The following is a 25132-nucleotide window of genomic DNA, read 5'->3' on the forward strand; positions in this document are numbered from 1 at the left end:
CCCAAAGGAGGTTTAATGGTTCAATTCCGATCACTTCGTCTCTCTCTCCGCTTTGTAATCCCGCTTGTTATTGCCCTTGGCATTCTTGCCTATGGTGTGGTGCCGCTGGTGGACAACCTCACCCTGCGCTGGTTTGTAAGGGATATCGATATCCGTTCGCAACTCATCGGCCGGACTCTGCACGAACCCCTTGCCCAACTCCTGCCGGAGGGAAACAGCTCCAGGATCAATGCCCTGCTGCTTCGGGCAACCCAGGATGAACGCCTCCTTGCCCTGGGCTACTGCGACGCAGGCGGCACCCTGCGTTACCGTACGCCGGCCTTCCCCAAATCCCTGGATTGTTCGTCAATAGTTTTCAAGAATAAGGATAAGGATGAGGGGACGCTTCTTCGTCTCCCCCAGGGAGCGGTCCATGTTTCCGTTTACCCGATGGTGGCGGAAGAGGGGGCAGGAGGTTCACTGATCCTCGTCCACGATATGAGCTTTGTGGAGCGCCGCAGTGCCGATACCCGGAAGTACGTCATCATCTTTTTCGTGGTGCTCGGCATCGTGGTTTCGCTGATTACCGTGTTTGTCGCTCACCTCAGTTGGCGCGGCTGGATGGAGGGGGTACGGGCCATGCTCCGGGGAGAGGGGATTCTCCGCCCCTTTAGCCCGCAAAAGGCGCAAAATTCCGAGCTTCAGCCCCTTGTGGGGGACTTGCGCGCTCTTCTTCGCACCCTTGATGCCGAACGCCGCTTTGCCGATGATGCCACCATAACCTGGAGCCCCGAATCCCTGAGGACACTGCTGCACAAGCAGTTGGTGGGAGAAAGGATTCTGGTGGTTTCAAACCGTGAGCCCTATCTCCATATCAAAAAAGATGATCATATCGAGGTCAACCGCCCCGCCAGCGGCCTGGTTACGGCCGTCGAGCCGGTCATGCGGGCCTGTTCCGGTACCTGGATCGCCCACGGCAGCGGCTCCGCGGACCGCGAGACTGTGGACAGGCATGACCGGGTCCGGGTGCCGCCGCAGAAGCCCGAATACAACCTGCGGCGGATATGGCTCACCAAAGAAGAGGAGCAAGGGTATTACTACGGATTCGCCAATGAAGGGCTCTGGCCCCTTTGCCACATTGCCCACGTGCGTCCCGTATTCCGCACCAGCGACTGGGAGCAGTACGTGAAAATCAACCAGCGCTTCGCCGATGCGGTGGTTGCGGAAGCTGACAATGACGATCCGGTGGTTCTGGTGCAGGACTATCACTTTGCCCTTTTGCCGGGAATGATCCGCAGGGCGCTTCCCAAGGCCACGATTATTACCTTCTGGCACATTCCCTGGCCCAATCCCGAGTCTTTCGGCATCTGCCCCTGGCGGGAGGAGTTGCTCAAGGGGATGCTGGGAAGCACCATTCTCGGCTTCCACACGCCGTACCACTGCAAGAACTTCCTGGAAACGGTGGACCGGTACCTGGAGACCCGCATCGAGCATGAATCATCCACCATATCCCGCCGCGGCCAACTGACCATGGTGGAAAGCTATCCGATTTCCATCCAGTGGCCCCCCCCCTGGGAGGGGGCGCTCCCACCCGTGGCAACGACCCGCGCCGAAATACTCCAGGGGCTTGGACTTCCACCGGAACATCTGCTCGGGGTTGGGGTTGACCGGATGGACTACACCAAGGGGATACTGGAGCGGTTCGCCGCGGTGGAGCGGATGCTCGAACTGCATCCGGAGCTGGCCGGGCGTTTCACCTTCGTACAGATCGCTGCCCCCACCCGCTCGGCCCTGGAGGAGTACCGTGCCTTCGAGGACCGCGTCCATGGGATGTCCGAGCGGATTAACGACCGTTTTTCCCGCGACGGGCGCCCCGCCATCATTCTCAAGGCCCAGCACCACGAACCCGAGGAGGTGAACCGCTACTACCGTGCCGCCGATGTCTGCATGGTTACCAGCCTCCACGACGGCATGAACCTGGTGGCCAAGGAGTATGTTGCTGCCCGTGACGACGAGCGGGGTGCGCTGGTGCTGAGCCAGTTCACCGGCGCGGCCCATGAACTGCACGAGGCCCTGATCGTCAACCCTTACCATGTGGAGCAGACCGCCGAGGCCCTCTATCGTGCCCTGACCATGCCCGATTATGAGCAGCAGGAGCGGATGCGGAGCATGCGGGCACTGGTGCGCGACTTCAACGTTTACCGCTGGGCCGGCCGGATGCTGCTGGATGCCGCGCGGGTTCGTCAGCGGCAAAAACTGGCCGCCCGGATCGGGGGCGAATCGTAATGGCTGCGGAGCCGATGACCTACCTGTTCAGTGATGCCGGACGAGCGGAGCTCCGGGGCGCCATCGACGGTGAAACGCTCTTCGCGTTCGATCTGGACGGCACTCTGGCGCCCATCGTTGCTGATCCCGCCGGGATCATGATACCCTCCGGGATAAAAAACGGGCTGCTCCGTCTCGGCCGGATGGCTCCAGTCGCCGTTATTACCGGCCGGTCCCGTGCAGATGCCCTTGCGCATCTGGGATTTTCTCCCCGTTTTCTCGTGGGGAACCATGGCGCGGAGGGGCTTCCCGGCGACGGAGCAACGGAGCGGGAATTCATCCGTCTCTGCCGCGGCTGGATAGCGCAGTTGCAGGCCATCTTGCCGGATGCGGACGGATCCGGTATCTATATGGAGGACAAAGGTGCTACCCTGTCGCTCCACTACCGGAACGCGCCGGACCGGGAGCTGGCGCACAGGAAGATCCTGGAGGCGGTAAGCCGTCTCGATCCGGAGCCACGGCGGATTTCCGGCAAATTCGTGGAGAACGTGGTGCCGCAGGGAGCCCTTCACAAAGGGGAGGCGCTGCTCCGCATCATGGAGCACCTGGGATGTCGCCGAGCCCTCTTCGCGGGGGATGACGTGACGGACGAGGATGTGTTCGGTCTCCGGGATGACAGAATCTTCGGCATAAGGGTCGGGATGGTTGAAGTAAGCGCCGCCCGCCACTTCATCCATGAACAGTCCGAAATCGGGCTGCTTCTCGATGAGATCATGGCGATTCTGGAAACTCATCCAGGCGAAAATTCCCCGTAACATTACATGACTTCGGGCAGAACCGTGAAGGGCCGCGGTATTGCCCCGCTGACATCCACGCTGAACAAGGGAGTAGATTGATGGTAAAAAACCGGTTCCTGCTCATAGCTGCCGTTGCGGTGGTGATAATTCTCTTCCTGTCGTCGCTCCTCAATTTCTACACCGACTGGCTCTTCTTCGTCGAAACCGGATTCGCATCGGTGTTCACGACGACCCTTGCGGCCAAGGTGGGGGCCGGGCTCGTCTCAGGGGCAATTCTGCTCATTTTTGCCCTGGTCAACATCCACTACCCGAACCGGTTCACCTTCGCTCCCAGGAACGTTTTCTTCGAAGGGGGGAACCTTTACCGGCTTCAGCGGGATGAGGCGGCCAGGCTGGCCGCGCCCCTGAGCATTCTTGCCGCCGTCCTCCTGGCGCTCATGGCGGGGCGCTGGGGGGCCTTGCAGTGGCAGAACGTCCTGCTCTTCATGAATGGCGTAACGGTCGGCACCAATGATCCGGTCATGGGGAAAGACCTGGGCTTTTACCTGTTCACCATGCCGCTGCTGGAGTATGCCAGAGGGCTTGCCGGTTTCATGGTGCTGGCAGTCGCCGCCCTGTCCGCCGGGGTCTACTACGTGCGCGGCGGCATCGCCGTGACTGAGAGCGGCGTTTCCATCGATCCGCGGGCGCGAAAGCATCTGGCGGTTCTGGCGGGGCTCTTCTCCTTCACGGCTGCGGCCGGATTTTATCTGGAAGGCTACCGGCTTCTCCTTTCCGGCAGCAGTACCTTTCATGGTGCGGGCTATGCCGACGTCAATGCCAGGCTTTTGACCTACCGGATACTCGCGGCCGTCACCCCCATTGCCGGGGGTATCCTGGCGACGGGCATCTGGAAGGGCAGCCGGCGCATGGCGCTTCTGCCGCCGATGCTGCTGGCCGTGGTGTACGGGGTAGGCATCATGGCTTATCCGGTGCTGCTGCAGAAGTTCAAGGTCGCCCCCAATGAACTGGCCATCGAGACCCCCTACATCGAGAACAGCATCAAATTCACCCGTTTCGGCTATGATCTGGACAAGATCGAGACTATCCCATTCGATGCCGACCTGAAACTGACTGCGGCGGACATCGCCGGCAACGACGCCACCATCAGGAACATCAGGCTATGGGACCATGGCCCGCTTCTCAAAACCTACAGTCAGCTCCAGCAGATCAGGACCTACTACAAGTTTTTCGACGTGGACAATGACCGCTACCTGGTGAACGGCCAGTATTCCCAGGTCATGCTCTCTCCCCGGGAGCTTTCCTACAACGACCTTCCAAGCCGGAACTGGATAAACGAGCGGCTCATCTTCACCCATGGCAACGGCCTTACGTTCGGCCCCGTGAGCAGAATCAGCAAGGAAGGGCTCCCCGAGTTCTTCGTCAAGGACATCCCTCCCGTCAGCCTGGCGGACATTAAGGTGAAGAGGCCGGAGATTTACTACGGCGAACTCTCCAACGAGTACGTCATCGTCAAGACGAAGGTGCCCGAGTTCAGCTATCCGACCGCCACGGGAAACATCAATACCACCTATGGAGGAAAGGGTGGGGTGCCCCTGGACTCTTTGGTCAGGAAGGTTCTTTTCGCCGCCCTGTTCAAAACGGAAAAGATTCTCCTTTCCTCCGACATCACCGGCGAGAGCCGCATCCTCTACTACCGCAACATCAACGAGCGGGTGAAGGCCGTGGCGCCGTTTCTCCGCTTCGACGGCGACCCCTACCTGGTGGTGGCCGACAACGGCACCCTCAAGTGGATCATCGACGCTTACACCTACTCGGACCGCCTTCCCTATGCAAAGCCCCTCGCTGGTGGGATCAACTACATGAGGAACCCCGTCAAGGCAGTGGTGGATGCCTATGACGGCACTCTTGATTTCTACATCAGCGATCCCGATGACGTCATAATCAAGGTCTACGCACGGATATTCCCGAAACTTTTCAAGCCCCTGTCGGCCATGCCCGAGGACCTTCGCCGGCACATCCGCTATCCCCACCAGCTTCTCCAGGTGCAGGCCGCCATGTTCGCCACGTACCATATGACCGATCCGAAGGTCTTCTATAACAAGGAGAACCTCTGGGAAGTGCCGGTTCTGGGCGAGGAGCGGATGGAGCCCTATTACACCATCATGAAGCTGCCGGGAGAGACCAGGGAGGAGTATATCCTGCTTCTTCCCTTCACCCCCTCCAAACGGGACAACCTGGCGGCATGGCTTACGGCCCGCTGCGACGGGGAGAACTACGGAAAGCTGCTTGCCTACACTTTCCCCCGGGACCGGCTCATCTACGGGCCGAAACAGATTGACGCCCGGATCAACCAGGATTCCCAGATCTCCCAGCAACTGACCCTCTGGAGCCAGCGGGGTTCCCAGGTCATCCGGGGAAGCATGCTGGTGATTCCCATCGAGAAGTCGCTTCTCTACGTGCAGCCGCTCTTTCTGGCCGCGGCGGACAAGGCCGGGCTGCCGGAGCTCCGGCGCGTCATAGTCGCCTACGGCGACGAGGTGGTCATGGAGGAGACCCTGGAGCTGGCCCTGCAGCGGATCTTCGGGGGGAGAAGGGTGCCTGCCGTTGCCACAGCAGCGGCGCCAGAGGCCGTAAATGGCTCGTCGGCAGAACTGGCCCGGGAGGCGATGGCGATTTTCGAACGTGCCACGAACCTCCAGAGGCAGGGGGACTGGGCCGGCTATGGGGAGGAGTTGCGGAAGCTTCAACAGGTTCTGAGGCAGTTGGCCCGGTAACGATAAGGCCGCGACTCCCCTTAGTCCCCCCTGCCAAGTAGGGGGAAGCGAGCAGGGGGGTGAACAGGCGGGACTGGCCCAGAATAAGAACCGATCGCCACAGGGAGGTGGCATTCGGCGGCTTCGGCAGTATTATTAAGTGTGATTCCCATGGAGGGGAGGCTGCCGTGACCGTTGAAATGATGCTCGTACTGGGCCTTGTTGTGTCGGCCGTTATACTCTTTGCCACGGAGCGGTTTCCGGCTGACCTCGTGGCCCTCATCATCATGGCCGCCCTGCTGCTTTCCAGCCTCATCACTCCTGAGGAGGCAATCAGCGGGTTCAGCAACCCTGCCACCATCACCGTAGGGGCCATGTTCGTCCTCTCGGCGGGGCTCTACCGCACCGGCGCCGTGAACGCGGTGGGGAATGCCCTGGCTCGACTGGGACGAAAGAGCTACATACTGACCATCGCCGCCATGATGCTCGTCATTGGGATAATTTCCGCCTTCATCAACAACACGGCCGCCGTGGTCATTTTTCTCCCCATCGTTCTCGGAGTGGCCCGCGACACCCATACCAGCGCCTCCCGCCTCCTGATGCCCCTTTCCTATGCCTCCATGTTCGGTGGAGTCTGCACCCTTGTCGGCACATCCACCAATATCCTCGTCAGTTCCATTATCGAGCGCCGTGGCCTCGCCCCCATCGGGATGTTCGAGCTGACCGACATGGGACTGATTTTTTTCGGCGCAGGGGTCGTATATATGCTGCTGGCGGGAATATGGCTCATTCCCGACCGGGGAGGGGAGGACGAAACCGACAAGCGACTGGGATCCGGCGATTACGTCACCGAAATCATCATCCAGCCCGACGCCCGTTCGGTGGGGACGGTGCTCGCACAGTCGCCGCTTCTGCATGAGCTTGATCTGAAGAGCATTGAGGTCTTCCGGGACGGTCGCCGAATCGATGGGCCCCCCGAACAGATTGAACTCCGGGAGGGGGATCACCTGAAGGTCCGGTGCGATCTGGAAAACTTCCGCAAGATTCAGCAGCGGCGGGGCATCTCTTTGAGGCATGAGTCCGATCAGGGAGGCGAAGGCAAGGGGATGCTGGAAGAAACCAAGTTGGTGGAGGCTGTGATCGCCCCCAACTCAACCCTTGACGGCCGGAGTCTCAAGGAGGCCCGGTTCCGTTCCCGCTACGGATTCAGCGCCCTTGCCATAAGGCACCAGGGGCGCGTCGTGCGGGAGGATCTGGAGACCATCGTGCTGAGGGCCGGCGACGTCCTCCTCTTCGACCTGGGACCCCGGGAGATCGAGTGGCTCCGCCCTGACCGCACCTTCGTTGTCATTTCCGAGGTGCAGGCCCCTGTATTCCGCAAGCGCAAGACCGCAATTGCCCTTGCTGTCGTAACAGCCGTGGTGGCGGGTGCCGCCCTTGGGGTCGTGCCGATCATGAGCGGCGCCATCATCGGGTGCATCGTTATGGTGCTTGCGCGCTGCCTCTCGATGGAAGAGGCGTACGAGGCCATTGACTGGAAGGTTATCATGCTGATGGCCGGGGTGGTCACCCTCGGCATCGCCATGGAAAAGAGCGGAGCGGCACTCTTTCTGTCGAAGTTCATCGTCTATGCCGTGGGTGGAGCGGGGCCCTCGGTAATGGTTGCGGTACTCTACCTCTTCTCGGCCCTCGCTACCGCCGTACTGTCCAACAACGCCACCGTGGCGCTGCTGATCCCGATCGTTTTCGCCACTGCCGATTCCATGAAAATAGATCCGCGCCCCCTCATCATGGCGGTCACTTTCGCGGCGTCCCTGGACTTCATGACCCCCTTCGGCTACCAGACCAATACCCTCATATACGGGCCGGGGCGCTACCGTTTCTCCGATTACCTGCGAGTCGGCGCGCCGCTCAATATCATTTTCTGGGTGCTGGCAACGATCTTCATACCGCGGTTCTGGCCGTTTTAGCAGCAGGCTGTTGAAAAGGAGGCGTAATGGAAACGCTTCGCGATGTACTGGCACAGATCAGGGAATTCCTGGAAGTCCCCATCCTGAAGCTGGGCGGGTCGCCGGTAACCCTCTGGACCATTATCCAGCTGGTGGTGCTGGTGGCGGTTCTCTTCTACCTGTCGGGGAAGTTACGGACCTGGATCGTCGAGCAGTTCCTCACCCGCACGCGGATGGAAGTAGGGGCTCGCCAGGCAACCGGCTCCATCATCCGTTACACCATCATCGCCTTCGGCTTCATCATCATACTCCAGACCGCAGGCATCGACCTCACTGCCCTCAACGTGCTGGCCGGCGCCGTCGGCATCGGTGTCGGCTTCGGCCTCCAGAACATCGTCAATAATTTCGTATGCGGCATCATCATCCTGTTTGAGCGGCCCATCAAGGTGGGCGACCGTATAGTGGTGGGAAACGTGGAGGGGGACGTGGTGCACATCGGCGGCAGGAGCACCACTGTGGTGACCAATGACAACATCACCATCATTGTCCCAAACTCGAAATTCATCACCGAGGATGTGGTGAACTGGAGCCACAATGACCGGAAGGTGCGTTTCAAGATACCGGTCAGTGTCGCCTACGGCAGCGATGTGCAGATGGTGGAGCGGCTGTTGATGGCAGTTGCGGCAGACAACCCCGATGTGCTGGAAAAACCCGCACCGGGCGTGCGTCTCATGGAGTTCGGCGACAACGGGCTCAACTTCGAGTTGCGGGTTTGGAGCACAACCCTCATCCATCGCCGGGGACTCCTCACCAGTACCATCAACTATGCCATATATAAAACTTTTGCCGATAATGGGATTGAGATACCTTTTCCACGGCGTGATGTCAGAATCGTGGGCGATGAGCGGCCGGGAGGGAACCGGGCGAATGATATGGTAAACTGATAATACTGTCGCCACCCATGAATACTGTGGCAATAATCAATGAAAAAGGAGGCTTTCATGAGCACGAGAGACGAGTACGTTCGAAAAATGCAAGCAAAACTGGAGGAGTGGAATGCCGATATCGACAAGCTTTCTGCCAGGGCCGGTGAGGTGAGGGAAGACTTAAAGCACGATTACGCCGGGCAGATTGAGGCCCTGAAGGCGAAACAGGCTGTGGCCCGCCAGAAGATAGAGGAGTTGCAAAAATCCGGGGGAAGCGCGTGGGAAGATCTGAAGGCGGGTATCGAACTGGCCTGGTCCGCCGTCAGCGAAGCCCTGGACTCGGCCAAGTCCCGGTTCAAGTGAGGTCGGGCGCCAGGAGTTTTTACCGCTTCTTTTTCTTCCGTTGAGGCTTTTCCCTCGGATGAGCCTGGGATTGCTGCTGTTGCCTGTTCTGTTGTTGATCGCTCTTGATCATCACGAGGGGGATGACAACCAGGGCTAAAAACGCCAGGATGGATGCGAGAACTATCAGTGGTGTCGACATGGTTTTTCCCCCGGTTTACTATGGTGCCGGCTGTGACAGTGCCTCACCGTCGCCGCTTTGGGTCTGCATTGCTTCCAGGGCCTTGGCCAACTGGTCGGGACAGCTTGTGTTCCCCTGACAGGTGATACCCTTCAACCGCTGGATGATATCCTGCATGTTCATCCCTTGCAACAGGACTGAAAGGCCACTGGTGTTGCCGCTGCAACCGCCGATGAATTTCACTTCTTTGACCGTTTCACCGTCAGTCTCAATGTCGATGAAACGAGCGCACGTTCCTTGTGTGGCGTATGTTGTTCGCATAATCAGAGGCGTCCTCCGGCCTTAGTTGAAATGATGTATCGCCATGGCGATATTTTTTGAATGTGTCGGGTGTACGTGGACAGTTTTGCCGATCTGCCCCAGGGTCAGACGGTTTTCGACTGCCAACGCCATCTCGTGGATCATCTCCGTTGCCGCTTCGCCGATGATGACCGCCCCGGCGACAATGTCCGAATCCTTTTCGACGAACAGCTTCACGAACGCCGGGGAAACCTTGTCCACCACGGAGCGGCCGTTGGGAACCATGGGCATGGTGAATGCCTTGATGCCGGCTCCGGCTTCGCTCACCCCCACCGCTGCTACTTCCGGAGAGCAGAAGGCAACGCGCGGTACGGCGGATTCTTCAAGGGGGAGGCTGCCTGCCGATAGCATGTTGCAGGCAAGCACGGCCGCTTCCTTCTCTGCCGCATGGGCCAGCATCAAGCCGCCGATGGAGTCCCCCAGGGCGTAGATATGGGGGATGTTTGTCTGCATGAAAGCGTTCACTTTTATGGCTCCCCGTTCGGTGTTTACCCCGGCTGCTTCCAGATTAAGTCCCGAGATGTTCGGCCTGCGGCCGATTCCGACCAGTACCTTGTCGAATGTTCCGGTCTTGTTGCCGTTGCCGTATTTCACGTTGACCGCGCCGTTTTCGACCGTCAACCGCTCAATGGCTGTTGCGGTTTTTACCTTGATGCCTTGCGCTTCAAAGGATTCCTGAAGCTTTTTGCCTGCTTCTCTGTCTTCCCGCGGCAGCAATGATTCTTGTGCTTCTGCCAGGACAACCTCGCTGCCGAGCGTGTGGTAGAGGGTGGCAAACTCGCAGCCGATGGCGCCGCCGCCGATAATCAGCAGCCTTTCCGGGAGGACTGTGTTCTGCAACATATGGTCGCTTGATACGATGTACTCCCCGTCAAAGGGGGCAAAGGGGAGCGCGGCCGGTTCCGAGCCGGTGGCAATGACAATCTGCCCGCCACGGATCACCTCGGCGCTGCCGTCAGCGCTGCCGATGACTATTTCGTTGGCTGACTGGAATGACCCGCGGCCGCGGAAGACGGCAACCCCAGCCTCGTTAATCATTCCCTGTACTCCAGCCCGCAGTTCGTGGAGGTCTCCATCGGTCACCGCCCGGAGCCGGCCTAAATCAATGGGGGTGACCGAAATGTCCAAGCCGTATTTTGCGCCCTGCCTGGCGTAACGGTAGGCCGTGGCGGCTTTCAGCAGGGATTTGGTCGGCATGCAGCCCCGATTCAGGCAGACCCCGCCGAGGCTGTCCCGTTCTTCCTGGATCAGCGCTACCGTTTTGCCCATCTGTCTCATCCGGATTGCCGCATGTATTCCGCCAGGGCCGCCACCGATTACAACGACATCATAGCTCTTCATTTTTTCTCCCCTCAGATTCCATGTTTGTGCCCGGATTTTTCAAGGCGTCTATCGCCCTGTCGATTAGTTGATGCAAGGTATCCTGGTCTTCCGGCGACATCTTCCGGGTCATTCGGGCGATGACTTCGTCCCGTTTTTCCTGGAGAGCGGCAACCGAAGGCCGGGTCTGCTCAGTCAGGTGAATCCGGAATTGGCGCTTGTCCCGGTCACAGGGCGTTCGCTGGATAAGGCCGTCCCGTTCCATGCGCCGCAGGGTGTTGGCCATGGTTGGCTGTTCCACCTGGATTTTCTCGCAAAGCTCGCTTTGCGTTTGCCCGCCATCCTCCCACAGGCAGCACAGTACTGGCAGTTGCCCCTGCGTAACCCCGTAGGGTTTCATCTCTTCATTCAAATCGGTGATAAGCAGCCTGGCCAGATATTGCAGCTTGTAACACAGATTCTTATCCACTTTGGTTTGCATGGCTTTCTCCTGGATAGATAGCGCGCTATATAAATTGCATAGCGCGCTATCTAAGTCAAGCATATAAATTACAGAATAAACGGATTGAGTGTTTTAAGGGGGCGGGAGGCTTGCTGCTAGGGGATTGAAAGGGGATCTCGCAGTTTAGATATGAGTCACCGGGAAGGGGGTGCCGCTTCCAGGGCGTCTGCAACCAGTGTGTCCCGTGAGTAAATATCGTCGCGGAACTGGAGCACTCCTTCTGTATCCACCCACGCCGTCATGTAGAGGAAGTGGACGGGAATCGGCCGCGGCAGCCGGACGGTTCTCTCCCGCGGCTGTTCCATGGCCTCCAGGATAGTTTCGGTGGTCCATGCCGGGTCGTCGCGCAGCAGGTACTCAGCCAGCTCCACGGGGCTGTCGATCCTTATGCATCCCGAGCTGAAGCCACGCACTGCCTTTTCGAACAGCTCCCGCGAGGGGGTGTCGTGAATGTAGACGTTGAAGCTGTTGGGGAGCATGAATTTGACGCGCCCTAGGGAGTTGAGGGGGCCTGGATCCTGGCGCAGATGGTAGGGGAAGTTGTTTTCACTGAGCTGCTGCCACTTTATTTTTGTCGGATTGACCGGCCGTTCCGCCTTGCCACGGCCCCGGAAAACACGAATTTTCTCCCTGGCCAGGAAACGGCGGTCCTTCTGGATTTTGGGGAGAAGATCCTTGACAGCGATGCTGTGGGGGATATGCCAGTAGGGGCTGAAAACGAGATGGGTCAGCTTGCCGCTGAAGGATGGGGTTTGGCGGTAAGGCCGCCCGACGATGGCCCGCATTCCCGTCAGAGTCTCTCCCCCTTCAATGACGTGAAGGCTGAAGCCGGCCACGTTCACCATGATATGCCTGTTGCCGAGGTCGGCCGGTAGCCAGCGCAGGCGCTCCAGGTTAACCAGAATCTGCTTTTCCCGTTCCTCTGCCGGTACGTTCAGGGCCGCAAGGGTCTGCTCCCCCACGGCTCCGTCCGCGTCGAGGCCGTGACTCTGCTGGAACCGGATTACGGCCTGTTCCACTTCTTCGTCGAATACCCCTTCCACTTCGGCAATGCCTGAAACGACATCTCCGCCGGCAGCCAACCGGGCTCGGAGTTCCGTTACCCGTGGGCCGGTGTCCCCCAGGCGGAGCATCGGACCTTCGGAAATGGCCGGCCATCCGCCGCTTGCGCGGATTTCGCGGTAGTGCCGAAGAGCCTCTTTCAATCGGCCATAGCCGGGGTCTGCGGGGAGAAGAGAGTTGAGACTTTCTTCAATGTTGCCGGATTTGAGCGCTTTTCGGAGGATAGCAGTCAGGTCCGCGTCGGGGCGGCGCAGGTACCATTCGGTGCCGAGGGTTTCCGGGCTAACCTGGCCCGAAAAGAGATGGGATGCGTAGAGGAGGTAGGCGTCGGTGAGGATAATGTCCAGATTTGCCAGCATCGCCGGTCGAAGTGGCTGCCGCCATGCTTCGGCAAGCATCGCTTCGAGCCGTTCCAGGTGGTAATTGCGGGGATCGAGCCCCTCGTCGTCAGCCTGCTTAAGGGCAGCCACCAGGGCATCGGCAAGGGGAGAAGGGGTTTTGCCGTTCATCCAGGCGGGCCGGAAAGCCCGGTTTTTATAGAATCCGGCAACGGATTCGGGGGCGAGGATAAGCTCCCCGGCCACCACCAGTTGTGTTGCGGTGTCGGCCGAGTCGACGCGAATTCTCAAGTGTCCGCGCACCTCATCGGCCAGCTCCCAGCCGTATCCCGCAGGGAGAAAAAACGCGAGGCAGCAAGCAAAAACAGCGAGATTGAAGAACAATCCCCTCAGACCCATAGTTCTCCCCATCTCGATTCAGAACTTCCCACGTCCCTGTGGGTACAGGTTTATTCTATCAGGGAATTCTCCTCACGTTCAGGGCTCTGCCGAGAATTACTGCGACAAGAGCAACGCCTCCGGAGAGAAGAGCCCCCATTTTTGCCGAGCCCTGGATGTCGGGTTCCACAAAGGCGACTCCCGCGACAAACAGCGCAACGGTAAGCCCCGTTCCAGCCACCAGGCCCGTAAGCAGCAGTTCCTTTTTGCCAACCTTGTCCGGGAGCGGGAAACCGAGGTATTTCCCCATGGTCCCCATGGCGAAAATGCCGGCTGTCTTGCCGACGACCAGCGCCGCCAGGACCAGCCACGTGGCGGTCCCCATGGTCGAGAAGCCGACTCCGGCGTTGGCGAGGCCGAAAAGGAAAAGGCCGAAGTCCACGACGATTTTCCAGTCATGCTCGAAGCTGGCGAGGGTGGAAGTGTCGCGGGGATCGTCCTCGAAGAGGTGTACCGATTCCCGCGGCGGATGGGGAAGGAAGGGAATGATGAAAACCAGTGCCAGGGCCGGGTGGAGGTGGGCATTGAAGAGACCTGCCCAGGAAAGCCCCCCTCCCAGGATCACGTAGGGCCAGTAGTTTTTCACCTTCGCGCTTCGCAGGATATAGGCAATAACGATGGCGGCCACCGTCAGGAAAAGCCAGAGCGGTTCGACGGGGTGGCTCGGGTCGGGATAGAAGATGGCGATTATGGCGAGCCCGATGGCATCGTCGGCCACTGCCAGCAGCAGCAGGAACGATACCGCCGGGTGCCCCGCGCCGAAAACCATCCGCGCCACGAGCCATGCCAGTGCGATGTCGGTTGCGGTAGGGATTCCCCATCCCCTTGTCAGCGCCGAGTCGCCCGCCACGGCGTTGAGTCCGAGGTAGACTATGACCGGGCCCACGACGCCGCCAAGGGTGGAGAGGAGAGGGTTGATCGCCTTTCGGGGCGGGTTCAGATCGCCGCCCGGGAGGCAGCTTTGGGTAATCTCCACTGCCGCGATGCCGAAGAAGAGGACCATGAAGAGTTCATTCACCACGAAGTGGAGGTTTACCCCTCCCAGCAGGGGCGAACTGATGAATGTCTGATACTCCTGCGGATTGATGTTGGCCCAGACAAGGGCCGTGAAAACCCCGGCAAGGAGGGGGATGGAGAATTCCCGCAGCAGGTTGATGTGTTTCTTCATGGGTGTTCTTTCCTGTCGTGCCGATTGTAATGGCGGCACCGTCGGCAGGGCGGTGCGGCGGCTTTAAGCCGCCTTGTTGAGCCGGCGTTCGGGGCGGCGCGCCGGCAGTTGAGGGCTGACCCCGGCCAGGTCGCGAACCTGCCGCACCAGGGACCGGATATCGACCGCCGCCGTGACGCCGGCCATGATGGGGCGCCTGCCGATGGAGATGGCGCTTCCCCCCTGCCGCAGAACCCAGCGGATTGCCGTGGCGTCGTTTGCGTCGCTGCCGGCGCAGATGATGGGGCCTTCCTGCTTGAGGAAGCGGCAGATGGCGCGCGCGCCGAACTCCATGGTGATTTCAGGCAGGAACTGGATCTCGACCATGTCCGGGTAGCGGTACAGGGCGACGCTCCGCTGGCGGCAGATGGCTTCAAGCTGTTCGTCCAGGGTGCGCTTCACTTTGGGCGCGACGCCGCCGGCATGGATGGCCGCCGACCAGCGGCGGTCATCGAACGTTATTCCCGGCAGAGCCGCAACATCGCGCAGCAACGGCAGCAGTTCGTCCCGGGTCTCCATGAGGAGGTCCTTCGGGCGGCCGGAGAGTGTCATGGATTCGCCGCCGGGAATATGCCATTCGGTTCCGCACCCGCCCCCGAGGAAAACCCCCGGAATGGGGACGCGGGAAACGAGGTCTTCAAGGGAGCGGCTGGAAAGAACCGCAACACGTTCTCCCGGAGAGCTTGCCAGCTCTTCCAGGAGCTGGCGGGTGAGGCGGTGGAGTCGGGCTTTGGAGCGGTCCGCCGACGGTGCTGTGAGGGCGCCGTCAAAAGAAAATATCCAGAGTCGCTGTGACGCATGGTTTGTCGTCATGGTTACATCTCCCTGCGCGTCGCGCTTGCTGCGGCAACGCGCTGCTTTCCGGGAGCCGCCGTGCTGCGGCGGCCACCGGGGACGTGACGGCCGTGGTTGCGGGATATGGTTCCCGCGGCCATGGCCGATCACTGTTCAGGGTTCAGTGGCAACAATGAGGACGTTGGACGGCGTCGTGGCGAACAATTGTGTATCCTGTCCGCACTGGTTGCAGGACGCACGCCGGCCGTCGTCAGCAGCATTCCTGGGGCGGTACAAAAAGATCGAAATAGACTTGAGGCGGGGCGCGGAACGGCTCGAAGGCGCAAAGGCACTCCACTGCCGGGGCATAGACCGGGATTGCCGGCATGGCTTCGCAGGAGGGGTTGAAGTCGCCGTGACAAACCTCTGGTGTGGGAGATTCCGATTCGCTGCCGCCGTCATTGGCCGTGATGCAGCCGCAGGCGGCGTGTTTGGAGGTTGTCTGCTCCTGCACGGAGAGAGAAAGTGCCAGGCCGAAGCCGGCCGTCGAGATAAGCAGAAGAAGCACAATCAGGATTGTGGCAATTGTTCTATGGGGGAAGGTAGTTGTTTTCATTGCAGTTGCCAGCGTTGTGTCGATGCGTAAATTAATGAAAGGATAGGGGCTTTACCCGTTCCTGTCAAGGCCTTTCAGGCTGATGGCGTCGGGTAAACGCCGTTGTTTAGTCACTGATGCCGGTTATACTTCATCATGGGTGGCGTTTGCCGCATGCAGATTCCGGATGGACCCGATTATTCGTGGAGAAGGCAAAAAGATGCAGTGGTACCAATTAACTCCAGGTGACTGTCTCGATCGCCTCGGTTCTTCCGCCGAAACCGGCCTTACCGATGATGAAGCCAGGCAGCGGCTCGCACGGCATGGTCCCAACAAGCTCGGCGACGAGGAAAAGATCAGCATCCTTTCCCTTGCAGTTCACCAGTTCATGAGCCCCCTTATTGCCATCCTCCTGGTGGCGGCCATTGTCACCTATCTGCTCGGAGAATGGACTGATACCGGCGTGATTCTGTTGGTGGTCTTTCTTAATGCCGTGATTGGCTTCTTCCAGGAATACAAGGCTGAAGAGAGTGTTCGGGCTCTCAAGGGGTTCGTGGTCTCCAAGGCTCGGGTGGTGCGTGGGGGGCGCGAGCGGGAGATCCCCGGTGCCGGCCTGGTGCCGGGGGATATCGTGCTCCTCGCTTCAGGGGGTAGGGTGCCGGCTGACCTGCGGATTATCCATGCCATTGAGCTTCGGGTGGACGAGTCGATGCTTACCGGCGAATCTCTCCCCGCCGAAAAGGGGGCGATGCCCATTGCCGAGGAGAGTCTGATTCCCGGCGATCAGGCCAACATGGCCTTCATGGGTACGGCGGTGGTGAACGGACGGGCACGGGGAGTCGTGGTTGCCACCGGCGCTGCCACCACGCTCGGCGAGATTGCGGGAGAAGTGCGAGAGATCGGAATAACCAAGGCACCAATCCAGGAGAAGATGGAACGGTTTGCCAGGGCAATCGGCATTCTGGTGCTTGTGGCGTCGGGAGTGTTGTTCGGCATCGGAATTCTTCTCGGGGGAACCGCCAAGGATATGTTCATGACGGCGGTTGCAGCGGCTGTGGCGACTATTCCCGAGGGGCTTCCCATTGTGGTGACCATAGCTCTGGCGGTGGGGGTCGGCCGGATGGCGCGGCACAACGCCATCATCCGCAAGCTCCAGGCCGTGGAGACCTTGGGGAGCACAACGATAATCTGCTCTGATAAGACCGGTACGCTCACTAAAAACGAGATGACCGTGACCCTCCTCTATGATGGCCGGCATACCTGCGAGGTGACGGGCGGCGGTTATGAGCCGATTGGGGAGATCCTCAGGGATGGCCTTCCGGTGGCCGCCGCCGGCGAGGAACAGCTCGCGCGGCTTTTGCGGATCGGACTTCTCTGCAACGAGTCCGATGTTTATGAAGAGGACGGCGAGTGGCGGGTGGATGGAGATCCAACGGAGGGTGCGCTTATTGTGGCGGCCCTGAAGGGGGGGCTTTCTCCTGAAGCAGAGGAGGAGGCCTGGCCCCAGACGGCCATAATACCCTTCGAGTCCGAGCGGGGTTACATGGCGACCATTCACGACCATGGAGGGAAAAGGTTCATCTTTGTCAAGGGAGCACCGGAGCGGGTCCTGGATATGTGTACCATTGATTCCGCCGAGCGGGAGGCGACCCTGCGGATAGCGGGCGATTTCGCAGCCCAGGGTCTGAGGGTGCTTGCCCATGCCTGGAAAGAAATTCCTCCGGAGACCGGCAAGCTGATTCATGACGATGCTGAGACGGGGCTCTGCCTGGCCGGTCTCCAGGGTATGATCGATCCCCCGCGCCCCGAGGTGGTCGAGGCTATCAGGGGGTGCCGGCGGGCCGGTATCCGGGTTGTTATGATTACCGGCGACCATGGGGTGACGGCACGGGCCATAGCGGCCGACCTGGGTATTGTCCGGGATGATGCGCCGGTCCTTACGGGTCGCGAGCTGGAGGGAATGAGCGACGAGGAGTTTTCCGACTGCGTGAGGGAAGTTTCGGTCTATGCCCGGGTGGCCCCGGAGCATAAACTCAGGATCACCAGGCAAATGGCGGCTTCGGGCGAAATCGTCGCCATGACTGGCGATGGGGTGAACGATGCGCCGGCTCTAAAGGCTGCCCATATCGGGATCGCCATGGGAAAGGGGGGGACCGATGTTGCCAAGGAGGCCTCGGACATGGTTCTCACCGATGACAACTTCGCCAGTATTTTCGAAGCCGTCCGGGAGGGGCGGGTGGTCTTCGACAACCTTCGCAAGGTTACCTTTTTCCTGATTCCCACCGGCGTGGCCGCCATCCTTTCCATCATCGCCACCATGATTATGGGGATGCCGATTCCCTACGTCCCGGCCCAGCTCCTCTGGATCAATCTGGTTACCAACGGGCTTCAGGATGTGGCCATGGCCTTCGAGCCGGGCGAAAAAGGTGTTCTTGACCGCCCTCCCAGGCATCCGAAAGAGGGGCTCATGTCCCGGCTCCTCATCGAGCGGACGGTGCTCGTTGGAGGGCTTATCGCCGTCGGAGTGGTCTATACCTTTACGGATGCCCTGCGTAACGGCGCTACCCTGGAGAACGCACGCACCGTGGCGGTCACTACCATGGTTTTCTTCCAGTTCTTCCAGGCGTGGAATAGCCGTTCCGAGACCAATTCCATCTTCAGTTTGAACCTTCTCTCCAATCCGTTCCTTTTCGTGGCGCTCATTGCCGCTTTCTTCGCTCAGTTGGCAGTTCTATACGTGCCTGCTCTCCATGTTGTGTTCCGGACCGTGCCGCTCACCGCGGCCGAGTGGGGTACCATCCTGGCCGTTTCCGCATTGGTGGTGGTCGTGGTAGAGCTTGACAAATGGCTGCGGCGACGGGGTCAGCAGGAGGATGATTGATGCTTATCGTTCATTTTTCAGCATCGTCCCGGCAGCCGCAAGCTCTTCGCGTTTGGCTTCGTCCACCGCGGGGAAAGCGAGCTTGAGCCCGTCGAGAGCCTCTATGATGCCTGCCGCAACCACCAGGCGGCTGAACCATTTACTGTCGGCCGGCACCACGTACCATGGCGCGTATTCGGTTGCGGTGTGCCTTATCATATCCTCGTAGGCATCCATGTAACGGTCCCAGTGGCCGCGTTCCCGGACATCGTCCACTGAGAACTTCCAGTTCTTGTCCGGATTTTCGAGCCGCTCCAGAAATCGTTTCTTCTGCTCGTCCTGGGACACGTTGAGAAAAAATTTGCGGATGGCGATGCCGTTGCGGGTCAGGTAGCGCTCGTAGGCGTTGATGTCCTCGAAGCGTTCTTCCCAGATTTTTTTCGTTACCAGGGAGGGGGGGAGCTTCTGCTTCGCCAGCAATTCCCAATGGACTCTGACGACCAGCACCTCTTCATAGTAGGAGCGGTTGAAGATGCCGATTCTGCCCCGCTCGGGGAGGCATCTGCCGGTCCTCCAGAGAAAGTCGTGGTCAAGCTCCTCCGCCGATGGTGCCTTGAAGTTGAAAACCTGGCACCCTTGGGGGTTTACTCCTGACATTACATGCTTGATGGCGCTGTCTTTTCCCGCCGCGTCCATGGCCTGAAAAATGAGGAGAAGTCCCCATTTATCCTGGGCGTACAGTTTTTCCTGCATCTGCGCGAGAAGATCGACCCCCTCCTGGAGCAGGAGAGAAGCCTTGTCCTTGATCCCTTCCACGTGCTTGAGCCCCTGGGTGTCCTCCGGGGCGAAGTCCTTGAGCCGGAAGTTCTTGCCTTCTTCCACCCGGAAGTGCTTGGCGAATTTCCTGGATTTTTTAAGCAGGTCTTCCATGATGTGTCCCCCCGTTTGAGCTCAAGTGCCGGGCCGCCGATGCCGTTCGCTTCAATACTACCATGGGGGAAATTCCCTTCAACCCATGTGTGCTTACGAACCTCTGGACAGAAGAGCGGTGCCGGGGGTACTATTTCCAGTTATTGCGCATTTACCGAAGAAAGGAAGCATACCCGTGAAAATCACCCTTGTTGCCATTGTTTGCATGGCTTTCATTCTCCCGGCGGCAATCGAGTCATACGCCTCCGACGAGTTGCCACAACAGCCGCAGGCTCCCCTTTGCGACGAGACGCTCAGGCGTCAGGAAGAAGCATTGGAGGCTCTCAAGGCGGAACAGCTGCGGCTGGAACAAAAGATCCGGGATATGGAGTGCGCTCCGGTAATTTCAAGCAACGAGTTGCTGACGAAAAATCTTCAGCAAATCAAGGCGCTTGCCGTCAATACCCGTGCCCAGCGGCAGTCCATGGCTGACTTCAGGACGTTTGTCACCTGGATGAGTTCAAGCCTTGCCGGTTATGAAAAGTACATTTACGCCGGTTCCGTGGCGGCCGGTTTCGCCAAGGTCCTTCCCATCCCCTACGCCGGGCAGGCCTCGATGCTGACAAAGTTCGTCTCCCAGGGGGTTCTCTCCCTCAATGCCGCATCAGGCTCAATCGCTTCCTACCTGAAGACATCCGACAGGTTCCTGGCGCTTGTCGATGCCATTGACCCCGCACACCCCGATGCCGCAGGGGTTTCCGCCGCCGTCCGCTTTGCCGATGGCGAACTTCTGCGGGCCATGACCGATGTTCAAGCCAAGCTGCGGACTTCCGCCGACATATCCGCATCCACCCTTTCATTTCTGGAAACCCTCGATCACTACGTTGGAAGCAGCGATGAGTACTGGGCCAAGACCAAGGCATTCATAAGCCGTAACGATGCGTACAAGAAAGACAAGAGCTACCTTGCTTCGAGTATCGAGGGGCTCAAGAATCGGGCGGGAGTGTTCAACGGCAAGCTCCGGCTATTCGAGGATACTGCTCACAAGGATCTGCCTATTATCAAAAATCTTACTGCTTACGACGATCTTGCGCGGGATATCGAAGCCAGGGCAAAGCTGAAGCGCGAGGCAATGGCTGCGACAATGATGCCTTAGCGTTGTTTTTTTCGGCAGTCTGATATACTTAAATCACAGTACACGAGCTGATGGACTGAAGCCGCTTGATTTACCTGCCGGATTGCACTGCATGAAGGTAGAACCTGGAGTGCAATGCATGTAATAATGTCTTGTTTTATTGGCATATTTCCTGTATTGAATATATGGATAATTGATGGTGATGTTGATCCATTGTATCTATCATATCGCTACTAAGGAAGCGGCTGATGAAGCTTAAAAACAAGATGATCTTTGCCGTCTCGACCCTTGTTGTGGTCCTGACGGCATTCGTGTCGCTTTTCTCGCTCGGGTATTTCGAGCGGAAGCTGCACGAGACCATCTCCAGCCAGCAACTCTCTATCGTTTCCTATGTTGCCGATGAGATTGACCATGTGCTGCTCACCTCCCGCGAACTCCTCTTGGCCAGTGCCGATATTTTCCCCCTCGATACCCTTGATTCTCCGGATCGTGCCCGCGCTTTCCTCCGGACGCGAACCAGCCTGCACCGGCTTTTTAACAACCATCTGATGGTAGTGGGGACCGACGGGTTCCTGATTGCCGAGTCATACCCTTCGGCGGACGGCAGGCCGCGGGTGAATTTTACAGACGCCCCCTTTTTCCGCGAAACCCTGCGAACCGGAAAGCAGGTAATCTCGGACCTGACTTCCTGCTGCGCCGACTTTTCGCCTTCGCAGGTGATAATGACCGCCCCGGTTCGCGACAAGTCCGGAAAGATCCGTGCGGTCCTTATGGGAAGTTTCTCCCTTAAGCAGCCCAACCCCCTGACCCGTTTCAGCGGTCTGAAGATAGGCCGCGGCGGTAACATCAAGGTTATTTCCGGTCAGCGCGTGGTGCTCGTGCACCCGGACCCACGCGAGATTCTCCGCCCGGTTTCGACCCCTCTGAACGAACTTGTCGGCGATGCCCTTAAAGGGTTCGTCGGCACCAGGCGCACCGTTGACAGCAGAGGGAACCCCATGCTCACCAGTATCAAGAAGCTCGGGGTGAAGGACTGGGTCATCGCCGCCAGTTATCCGGAACGTGAGGCTTTCGCCCCGATCCGTACCGCCCGGTATCTCTTTTCAATGGTGGCTTTCTGCGGCGTGGCGGCAGCGCTTGTCATCGCATCCTTTTCGGTTCGTTATCTTACCGCTCCCCTGATGCGTTTTACCCGCCATATTACGGAACTCCCCAAGAAGCGTGGAACCGACCGGCTGGTCGATATCAAGACCGGTGATGAGATCGAAGAACTCTCATCGGCGTTCAACGCCATGGTGGCGGATCTGGATCGTCTCAATGCCGGGCTTGAGGGTCTGGTTGCCGAGCGGACTGCCCAGCTTGAGGAGGCGAATACCAGCCTCAGGGAGGAAGTGGCGCAACGTTCCCGCGCCCAGGAGGAAATCAGCTGGCTCAATGACGATCTGGAGCGGCAGAAGCTGGCCCTCCTTGCCGCAAACCGCGAACTTGAGTCATTCGGTTTCTCGGTCTCCCACGACCTCCGTGCGCCACTGCGGCATATCGCCGGCTTCAGCACGGTACTGGTGGAGGATTTCGGCGACAAACTCGATGCTACGGGCAAGGACTATCTCGACCGGATTATCGTTGCCTGCGGCCGGATGGACGAGCTAATCACCGATCTCCTCAATCTTTCCCGGCTTTCCCAGGGCGAAGTGCGCCGGGAGCGGGTCAATCTGTCCGCCATGGCAGCGGAAGTGGTCGCGGTCCTGCGAAAAGGCGATCCGGACCGGCAGGTGGATATCCAGCTCAAAGACGGCTTGTCGGCCATCTGCGATCCCCGGCTGGTGCGGATTATGCTGGAAAACCTCATCGGCAATGCCTGGAAATATACCGCCAGGAAAGAAAAAGGGGTTATCGAGTTCGGGTCGTTGGGCGAGGTGGGAGAAACCGTCTTCTTTGTGCGGGACAACGGTGCCGGTTTCGATATGGCACATCTGGACCGGCTCTTTGTGCCTTTTCAGCGGCTGCACCCTTCCGGTGATTTCGAGGGGACCGGCATCGGGCTTGCCACGGTGCAGCGGATTGTCTTAAGGCATGGAGGCCGTGTGTGGGCCGAGGGTGATCCGGGGATGGGCGCGACGTTTTTCTTTACCTTGTAGATTGCCGGCTTATGGCGCAGGCATGAAAAGGGCGGGATATTGTTTCCCGCCCTTTTCTGCTTTGCGCGCCCAGTTTTCAGCCGGCGGCCGCTTTGGTCCCGGTGTAATTTACAGTGTCAGCATGAAGGCCAGGAGGTCTTTCTTCTCATCTTCAGTGAGTTTTACGCCGGTAACCAGGTTGAAGAACTCGATGGTGTCGGCCAGCGTCAAAAGCCTGCCGTCATGCAGATAGGGTGGCGAATCCTTGATGCCGCGAAGCGGGAATGTCTTGATAGGGCCGTCGGCGCTTGCCAGCCTGCCGTTGATCATTTCTGGCCTGTAGAAGCGTTCCGTCCGCATATTGTGCATCAGGTTGTCGGTGTAGTAGGGGGCTGGATGGCACTCAGCACAACGCGCCTTGCCGAAGAATATATTCTGTCCCCGCATTTCGGCATCGCTTGCCTTGGCCGGATCCAGCTTGCCGAAAATCGTGAGCTTTGGCGCCGGGGGGAAGTCGAGCAGGTTCTGGAACTCTGCCATGAAGTGGACCTGGCTGCCGCGCTCGAGGATGTTTACCCCCTTCTTGGTGGCAATAACCGGGTCTCCGTCGAAGTAGGCGGCGCGCTGTTCGAATTCGGTGAAATCTTCGACGCTCTTCAGGGCCCGCTGCGAGCCGAACAGCCGCTGAATGTTGACTCCCCGCAGCGGCGGCGTGTCGAGGCGGTGACGCAGTTCCTGGGGCCTGATGTCCCCCACCAGGTGGGTGGAGGCGTTGGAGTGGCCGTTGGCGTGGCAGTCGAAGCAGGCAACGCCGAGACTCGGTTCGGCCGAGCGGCGATCATCGGTAGCATTGAACTGCTGCTGGGGGAAAGGGGTGACGAGCAGCCGCAAACCTTCCAGCTGCTTGGGGTTCAGAATGCCGTTGAACAGTGCGAAGAAGTTCTGGGTGGTCACCAGCTTCCCTTTGGAGACATCCCCGAGATCGGGCCGCGTAGTAAGGTAGATGGGTGGCGGAAATTCGGGGAGTAAATGATCGGGAATGTCGAAGTCGAGATCGAAGCGGGTCAGGTCGCGTCCGCTCTGCTTCTTGATCTCATCGATGTGAAACTTGGGGAAGACCATTCCCCCCTCGGGTTGGTTCGGATGGGGCAACGGCATGAATCCCTTGGGAAATAACCCCTTCTCGCTTATAGCTTCAGGCGTCATCCCTGCCAGCTGTTCCCATGTCGTCCCGGCGGGGAGCTTGACCCGCACGCCGTCCTGCACCGCCTTGCCCCTGGACATGGCAGTTCCCTGCATAGGCTTGTCGCTCAGGTCATAGCGCGCTTTCAGCAGGTCCATCTGGCGTTTCATCACTTCGCTTTTCTGCTTTTCCATCCCCTGTCTGACAGTCGAGAAAGAGTCGGTGGAGGCGACCGGAGCATAGCTTGTTTTGCCGGTGATTTGCTCGGCTGCGAAGGCGACTGTCGCGCCTGCCAGTGCTGCCGTTGCCGCCAGCAGCACGATGCTGCGAGTGTTGGGCCTTTTCCCATCCATGGTGAACTCTCCTTTCACTCTGATCACTGTACTGTCTGCATCGGTACTGTTGGAGATTATCATATGAAGGGGGGTTGTCAATCGGACTGGAGAGGCAGTTTTTTTGAGCATATGTCGATGGTGAAACGCAAAAACCCGCACCGGTCATGGTGCGGGTTTTTTACATGGAGTCAGTTTGGTCTCGGGCCGCTAATTGCCGAATTCCCGGACTTCCCTTGCAGAAACGGTACGCGCCTGAAGGCGGTTTTCGGCGCGAAATGCCATAAGCGATTCGATAAAGGCAAAGGTGAGGGTCATCATCCCGTAGGCGGTGGTAACCCCTGCCAGCTTTTCAAAAGAGGCCATCCCCGCAGTGCAGGTAATTATCGCAACTACGCCAATGGCTCCCATGGCGGAAATGCCGTGCCGCGCAATCCAGCGTTTCTGCTCTGCCACGAACTGGCGCAGCGACTCTTCGTCGTCTTCTCTGATGAACTCCCGGCACCGCTGCCAGTCGATCATCATTCTCGGTATGATGATGGCTGCCGCGGAAATGGTCAGAATGGCCATAATGGTGTCGAACATATGCATTTTGCCGGGCCCTCCCTGGTGGTCATGTAGGGTGGTTTCTCTTTGCTTGGGTAAGAGCAAAAGCACTGCCGTCAGCTTTAATGAGACAGTGAAATGACGATCAGGGGATAACCTGTTAAATATACAGATATGTTTATATGTGAAATATAAGAAAGTAGTAATTTGAAAGTGTTTTTGTTACCTTTTTTGCGCTTGGCGCTATTTCTTAATGATA

The 25132-nt window shown here is 58.9% G+C and carries 20 protein-coding genes; 9 read left to right on the forward strand and 11 right to left on the reverse strand.

What is annotated here, in order from left to right; genetic code table 11:
- The first annotated feature begins 15 nt into the window (after positions 1 to 15).
- The 6 genes from JZM60_RS10405 (at position 16) to JZM60_RS10430 (ending at position 9035) form a co-directional block, all read left to right on the forward strand.
- Entirely contained in the window at positions 16 to 2265 is a 2250-nt protein-coding gene (locus JZM60_RS10405; protein WP_207162342.1) for an alpha,alpha-trehalose-phosphate synthase (UDP-forming), read from the forward strand.
- Complete coding sequence (gene otsB, locus JZM60_RS10410) at positions 2265 to 3059, forward strand: trehalose-phosphatase (RefSeq protein ID WP_241426220.1); 795 nt, start codon at positions 2265 to 2267, stop codon at positions 3057 to 3059. The genes JZM60_RS10405 and otsB overlap by 1 nt, the downstream gene beginning before the upstream one ends.
- Before the next feature lie 80 nt (positions 3060 to 3139).
- Entirely contained in the window at positions 3140 to 5818 is a 2679-nt protein-coding gene (locus JZM60_RS10415; protein ID WP_207162344.1) for a UPF0182 family membrane protein, read from the forward strand.
- 167 nt (positions 5819 to 5985) lie between these two features.
- Positions 5986 to 7767: a sodium:proton antiporter gene (locus tag JZM60_RS10420; RefSeq protein ID WP_207162345.1), complete on the forward strand. Its 1782-nt coding sequence runs from the start codon at positions 5986 to 5988 to the stop codon at positions 7765 to 7767.
- A gap of 26 nt (positions 7768 to 7793) precedes the next feature.
- Positions 7794 to 8690 carry a mechanosensitive ion channel family protein gene (locus JZM60_RS10425; RefSeq protein WP_207162348.1) on the forward strand — a complete coding sequence of 299 codons (897 nt, stop codon included), beginning with the start codon at positions 7794 to 7796 and terminating at the stop codon, positions 8688 to 8690.
- 57 nt (positions 8691 to 8747) lie between these two features.
- Complete coding sequence (locus tag JZM60_RS10430) at positions 8748 to 9035, forward strand: sll1863 family stress response protein (RefSeq protein ID WP_207162349.1); 288 nt, start codon at positions 8748 to 8750, stop codon at positions 9033 to 9035.
- A 19-nt stretch (positions 9036 to 9054) separates the two neighbouring features.
- On the opposite strand, the gene JZM60_RS10435 is transcribed toward JZM60_RS10430, so the two are convergent.
- From JZM60_RS10435 to JZM60_RS10470, 8 genes are all read right to left on the reverse strand, one after another.
- Positions 9055 to 9216 (reverse strand): hypothetical protein, encoded by a 162-nt coding sequence (locus JZM60_RS10435; protein ID WP_207162353.1) that lies wholly within the window; start codon positions 9214 to 9216, stop codon positions 9055 to 9057.
- 18 nt (positions 9217 to 9234) lie between these two features.
- On the reverse strand, positions 9235 to 9516 hold the full coding sequence (locus JZM60_RS10440) for a TIGR03905 family TSCPD domain-containing protein (RefSeq protein WP_207162356.1): 282 nt from the start codon (positions 9514 to 9516) through the stop codon (positions 9235 to 9237).
- A 21-nt stretch (positions 9517 to 9537) separates the two neighbouring features.
- Positions 9538 to 10896 (reverse strand): dihydrolipoyl dehydrogenase, encoded by a 1359-nt coding sequence (gene lpdA, locus JZM60_RS10445; protein WP_207162357.1) that lies wholly within the window; start codon positions 10894 to 10896, stop codon positions 9538 to 9540.
- Positions 10883 to 11356 (reverse strand): MarR family winged helix-turn-helix transcriptional regulator, encoded by a 474-nt coding sequence (locus tag JZM60_RS10450; RefSeq protein ID WP_241426221.1) that lies wholly within the window; start codon positions 11354 to 11356, stop codon positions 10883 to 10885. Before JZM60_RS10450 ends, lpdA begins: the two co-directional genes overlap by 14 nt.
- 155 nt (positions 11357 to 11511) lie before the next feature.
- Complete coding sequence (locus tag JZM60_RS10455) at positions 11512 to 13188, reverse strand: L,D-transpeptidase family protein (RefSeq protein WP_207162359.1); 1677 nt, start codon at positions 13186 to 13188, stop codon at positions 11512 to 11514.
- 46 nt (positions 13189 to 13234) lie between these two features.
- Entirely contained in the window at positions 13235 to 14383 is a 1149-nt protein-coding gene (locus tag JZM60_RS10460) for a Na+/H+ antiporter NhaA (protein WP_207162361.1), read from the reverse strand.
- Between the two features lie 63 nt (positions 14384 to 14446).
- A complete protein-coding gene (locus tag JZM60_RS10465) occupies positions 14447 to 15235 on the reverse strand; it encodes a trehalose-phosphatase (RefSeq protein WP_207162362.1) in 789 nt (262 codons plus the stop codon).
- Positions 15236 to 15467: 232 nt separating this feature from the next.
- Positions 15468 to 15812, reverse strand: coding sequence for a hypothetical protein (locus JZM60_RS10470; RefSeq protein WP_207162363.1), 345 nt, complete (start codon positions 15810 to 15812; stop codon positions 15468 to 15470).
- A 166-nt stretch (positions 15813 to 15978) separates the two neighbouring features.
- Between JZM60_RS10470 and JZM60_RS10475 the strand changes: the two genes are divergently transcribed.
- Entirely contained in the window at positions 15979 to 18672 is a 2694-nt protein-coding gene (locus JZM60_RS10475; protein WP_207162364.1) for a cation-translocating P-type ATPase, read from the forward strand.
- Between the two features lie 3 nt (positions 18673 to 18675).
- Here the strand turns inward: JZM60_RS10475 and JZM60_RS10480 are convergent, their stop codons facing one another.
- Positions 18676 to 19581 (reverse strand): polyphosphate kinase 2 family protein, encoded by a 906-nt coding sequence (locus JZM60_RS10480; RefSeq protein ID WP_207162365.1) that lies wholly within the window; start codon positions 19579 to 19581, stop codon positions 18676 to 18678.
- A 175-nt stretch (positions 19582 to 19756) separates the two neighbouring features.
- Between JZM60_RS10480 and JZM60_RS10485 the strand changes: the two genes are divergently transcribed.
- On the forward strand, positions 19757 to 20716 hold the full coding sequence (locus JZM60_RS10485) for a hypothetical protein (protein WP_207162366.1): 960 nt from the start codon (positions 19757 to 19759) through the stop codon (positions 20714 to 20716).
- A 227-nt stretch (positions 20717 to 20943) separates the two neighbouring features.
- The gene (locus tag JZM60_RS10490) at positions 20944 to 22833 is read left to right on the forward strand and encodes a sensor histidine kinase (RefSeq protein WP_207162367.1); all 1890 of its coding nucleotides are present in this window, start codon (positions 20944 to 20946) and stop codon (positions 22831 to 22833) included.
- Between the two features lie 108 nt (positions 22834 to 22941).
- Here the strand turns inward: JZM60_RS10490 and JZM60_RS10495 are convergent, their stop codons facing one another.
- The gene (locus tag JZM60_RS10495; protein WP_207162369.1) at positions 22942 to 24348 is read right to left on the reverse strand and encodes a cytochrome B6; all 1407 of its coding nucleotides are present in this window, start codon (positions 24346 to 24348) and stop codon (positions 22942 to 22944) included.
- Positions 24349 to 24537: 189 nt separating this feature from the next.
- Positions 24538 to 24918 (reverse strand): type 1 glutamine amidotransferase family protein, encoded by a 381-nt coding sequence (locus tag JZM60_RS10500; RefSeq protein ID WP_207162371.1) that lies wholly within the window; start codon positions 24916 to 24918, stop codon positions 24538 to 24540.
- Positions 24919 to 25132: the final 214 nt, after the last annotated feature.

Origin of the sequence: Geobacter benzoatilyticus (assembly GCF_017338855.1) — a bacterium.
Lineage (GTDB): Bacteria > Desulfobacterota > Desulfuromonadia > Geobacterales > Geobacteraceae > Geobacter > Geobacter benzoatilyticus.

What these genes read in the sequence shown, in the direction of transcription:
- JZM60_RS10405 (WP_207162342.1), top strand. Translation starts at nt 16, where the DNA reads ATGGTTCAATTCCGATCACTTCGTCTCTCTCTCCGCTTTGTAATCCCG.
- otsB (WP_241426220.1), top strand. Translation starts at nt 2,265, where the DNA reads ATGGCTGCGGAGCCGATGACCTACCTGTTCAGTGATGCCGGACGAGCG.
- JZM60_RS10415 (WP_207162344.1), top strand. Translation starts at nt 3,140, where the DNA reads ATGGTAAAAAACCGGTTCCTGCTCATAGCTGCCGTTGCGGTGGTGATA.
- JZM60_RS10425 (WP_207162348.1), top strand. Translation starts at nt 7,794, where the DNA reads ATGGAAACGCTTCGCGATGTACTGGCACAGATCAGGGAATTCCTGGAA.
- JZM60_RS10430 (WP_207162349.1), top strand. Translation starts at nt 8,748, where the DNA reads ATGAGCACGAGAGACGAGTACGTTCGAAAAATGCAAGCAAAACTGGAG.
- JZM60_RS10435 (WP_207162353.1), bottom strand. Translation starts at nt 9,216, where the DNA reads ATGTCGACACCACTGATAGTTCTCGCATCCATCCTGGCGTTTTTAGCC.
- JZM60_RS10440 (WP_207162356.1), bottom strand. Translation starts at nt 9,516, where the DNA reads ATGCGAACAACATACGCCACACAAGGAACGTGCGCTCGTTTCATCGAC.
- lpdA (WP_207162357.1), bottom strand. Translation starts at nt 10,896, where the DNA reads ATGAAGAGCTATGATGTCGTTGTAATCGGTGGCGGCCCTGGCGGAATA.
- JZM60_RS10450 (WP_241426221.1), bottom strand. Translation starts at nt 11,356, where the DNA reads ATGCAAACCAAAGTGGATAAGAATCTGTGTTACAAGCTGCAATATCTG.
- JZM60_RS10455 (WP_207162359.1), bottom strand. Translation starts at nt 13,188, where the DNA reads ATGGGGAGAACTATGGGTCTGAGGGGATTGTTCTTCAATCTCGCTGTT.
- JZM60_RS10460 (WP_207162361.1), bottom strand. Translation starts at nt 14,383, where the DNA reads ATGAAGAAACACATCAACCTGCTGCGGGAATTCTCCATCCCCCTCCTT.
- JZM60_RS10465 (WP_207162362.1), bottom strand. Translation starts at nt 15,235, where the DNA reads ATGACGACAAACCATGCGTCACAGCGACTCTGGATATTTTCTTTTGAC.
- JZM60_RS10470 (WP_207162363.1), bottom strand. Translation starts at nt 15,812, where the DNA reads ATGAAAACAACTACCTTCCCCCATAGAACAATTGCCACAATCCTGATT.
- JZM60_RS10475 (WP_207162364.1), top strand. Translation starts at nt 15,979, where the DNA reads ATGGACCCGATTATTCGTGGAGAAGGCAAAAAGATGCAGTGGTACCAA.
- JZM60_RS10480 (WP_207162365.1), bottom strand. Translation starts at nt 19,581, where the DNA reads ATGGAAGACCTGCTTAAAAAATCCAGGAAATTCGCCAAGCACTTCCGG.
- JZM60_RS10490 (WP_207162367.1), top strand. Translation starts at nt 20,944, where the DNA reads ATGAAGCTTAAAAACAAGATGATCTTTGCCGTCTCGACCCTTGTTGTG.
- JZM60_RS10495 (WP_207162369.1), bottom strand. Translation starts at nt 24,348, where the DNA reads ATGGATGGGAAAAGGCCCAACACTCGCAGCATCGTGCTGCTGGCGGCA.
- JZM60_RS10500 (WP_207162371.1), bottom strand. Translation starts at nt 24,918, where the DNA reads ATGCATATGTTCGACACCATTATGGCCATTCTGACCATTTCCGCGGCA.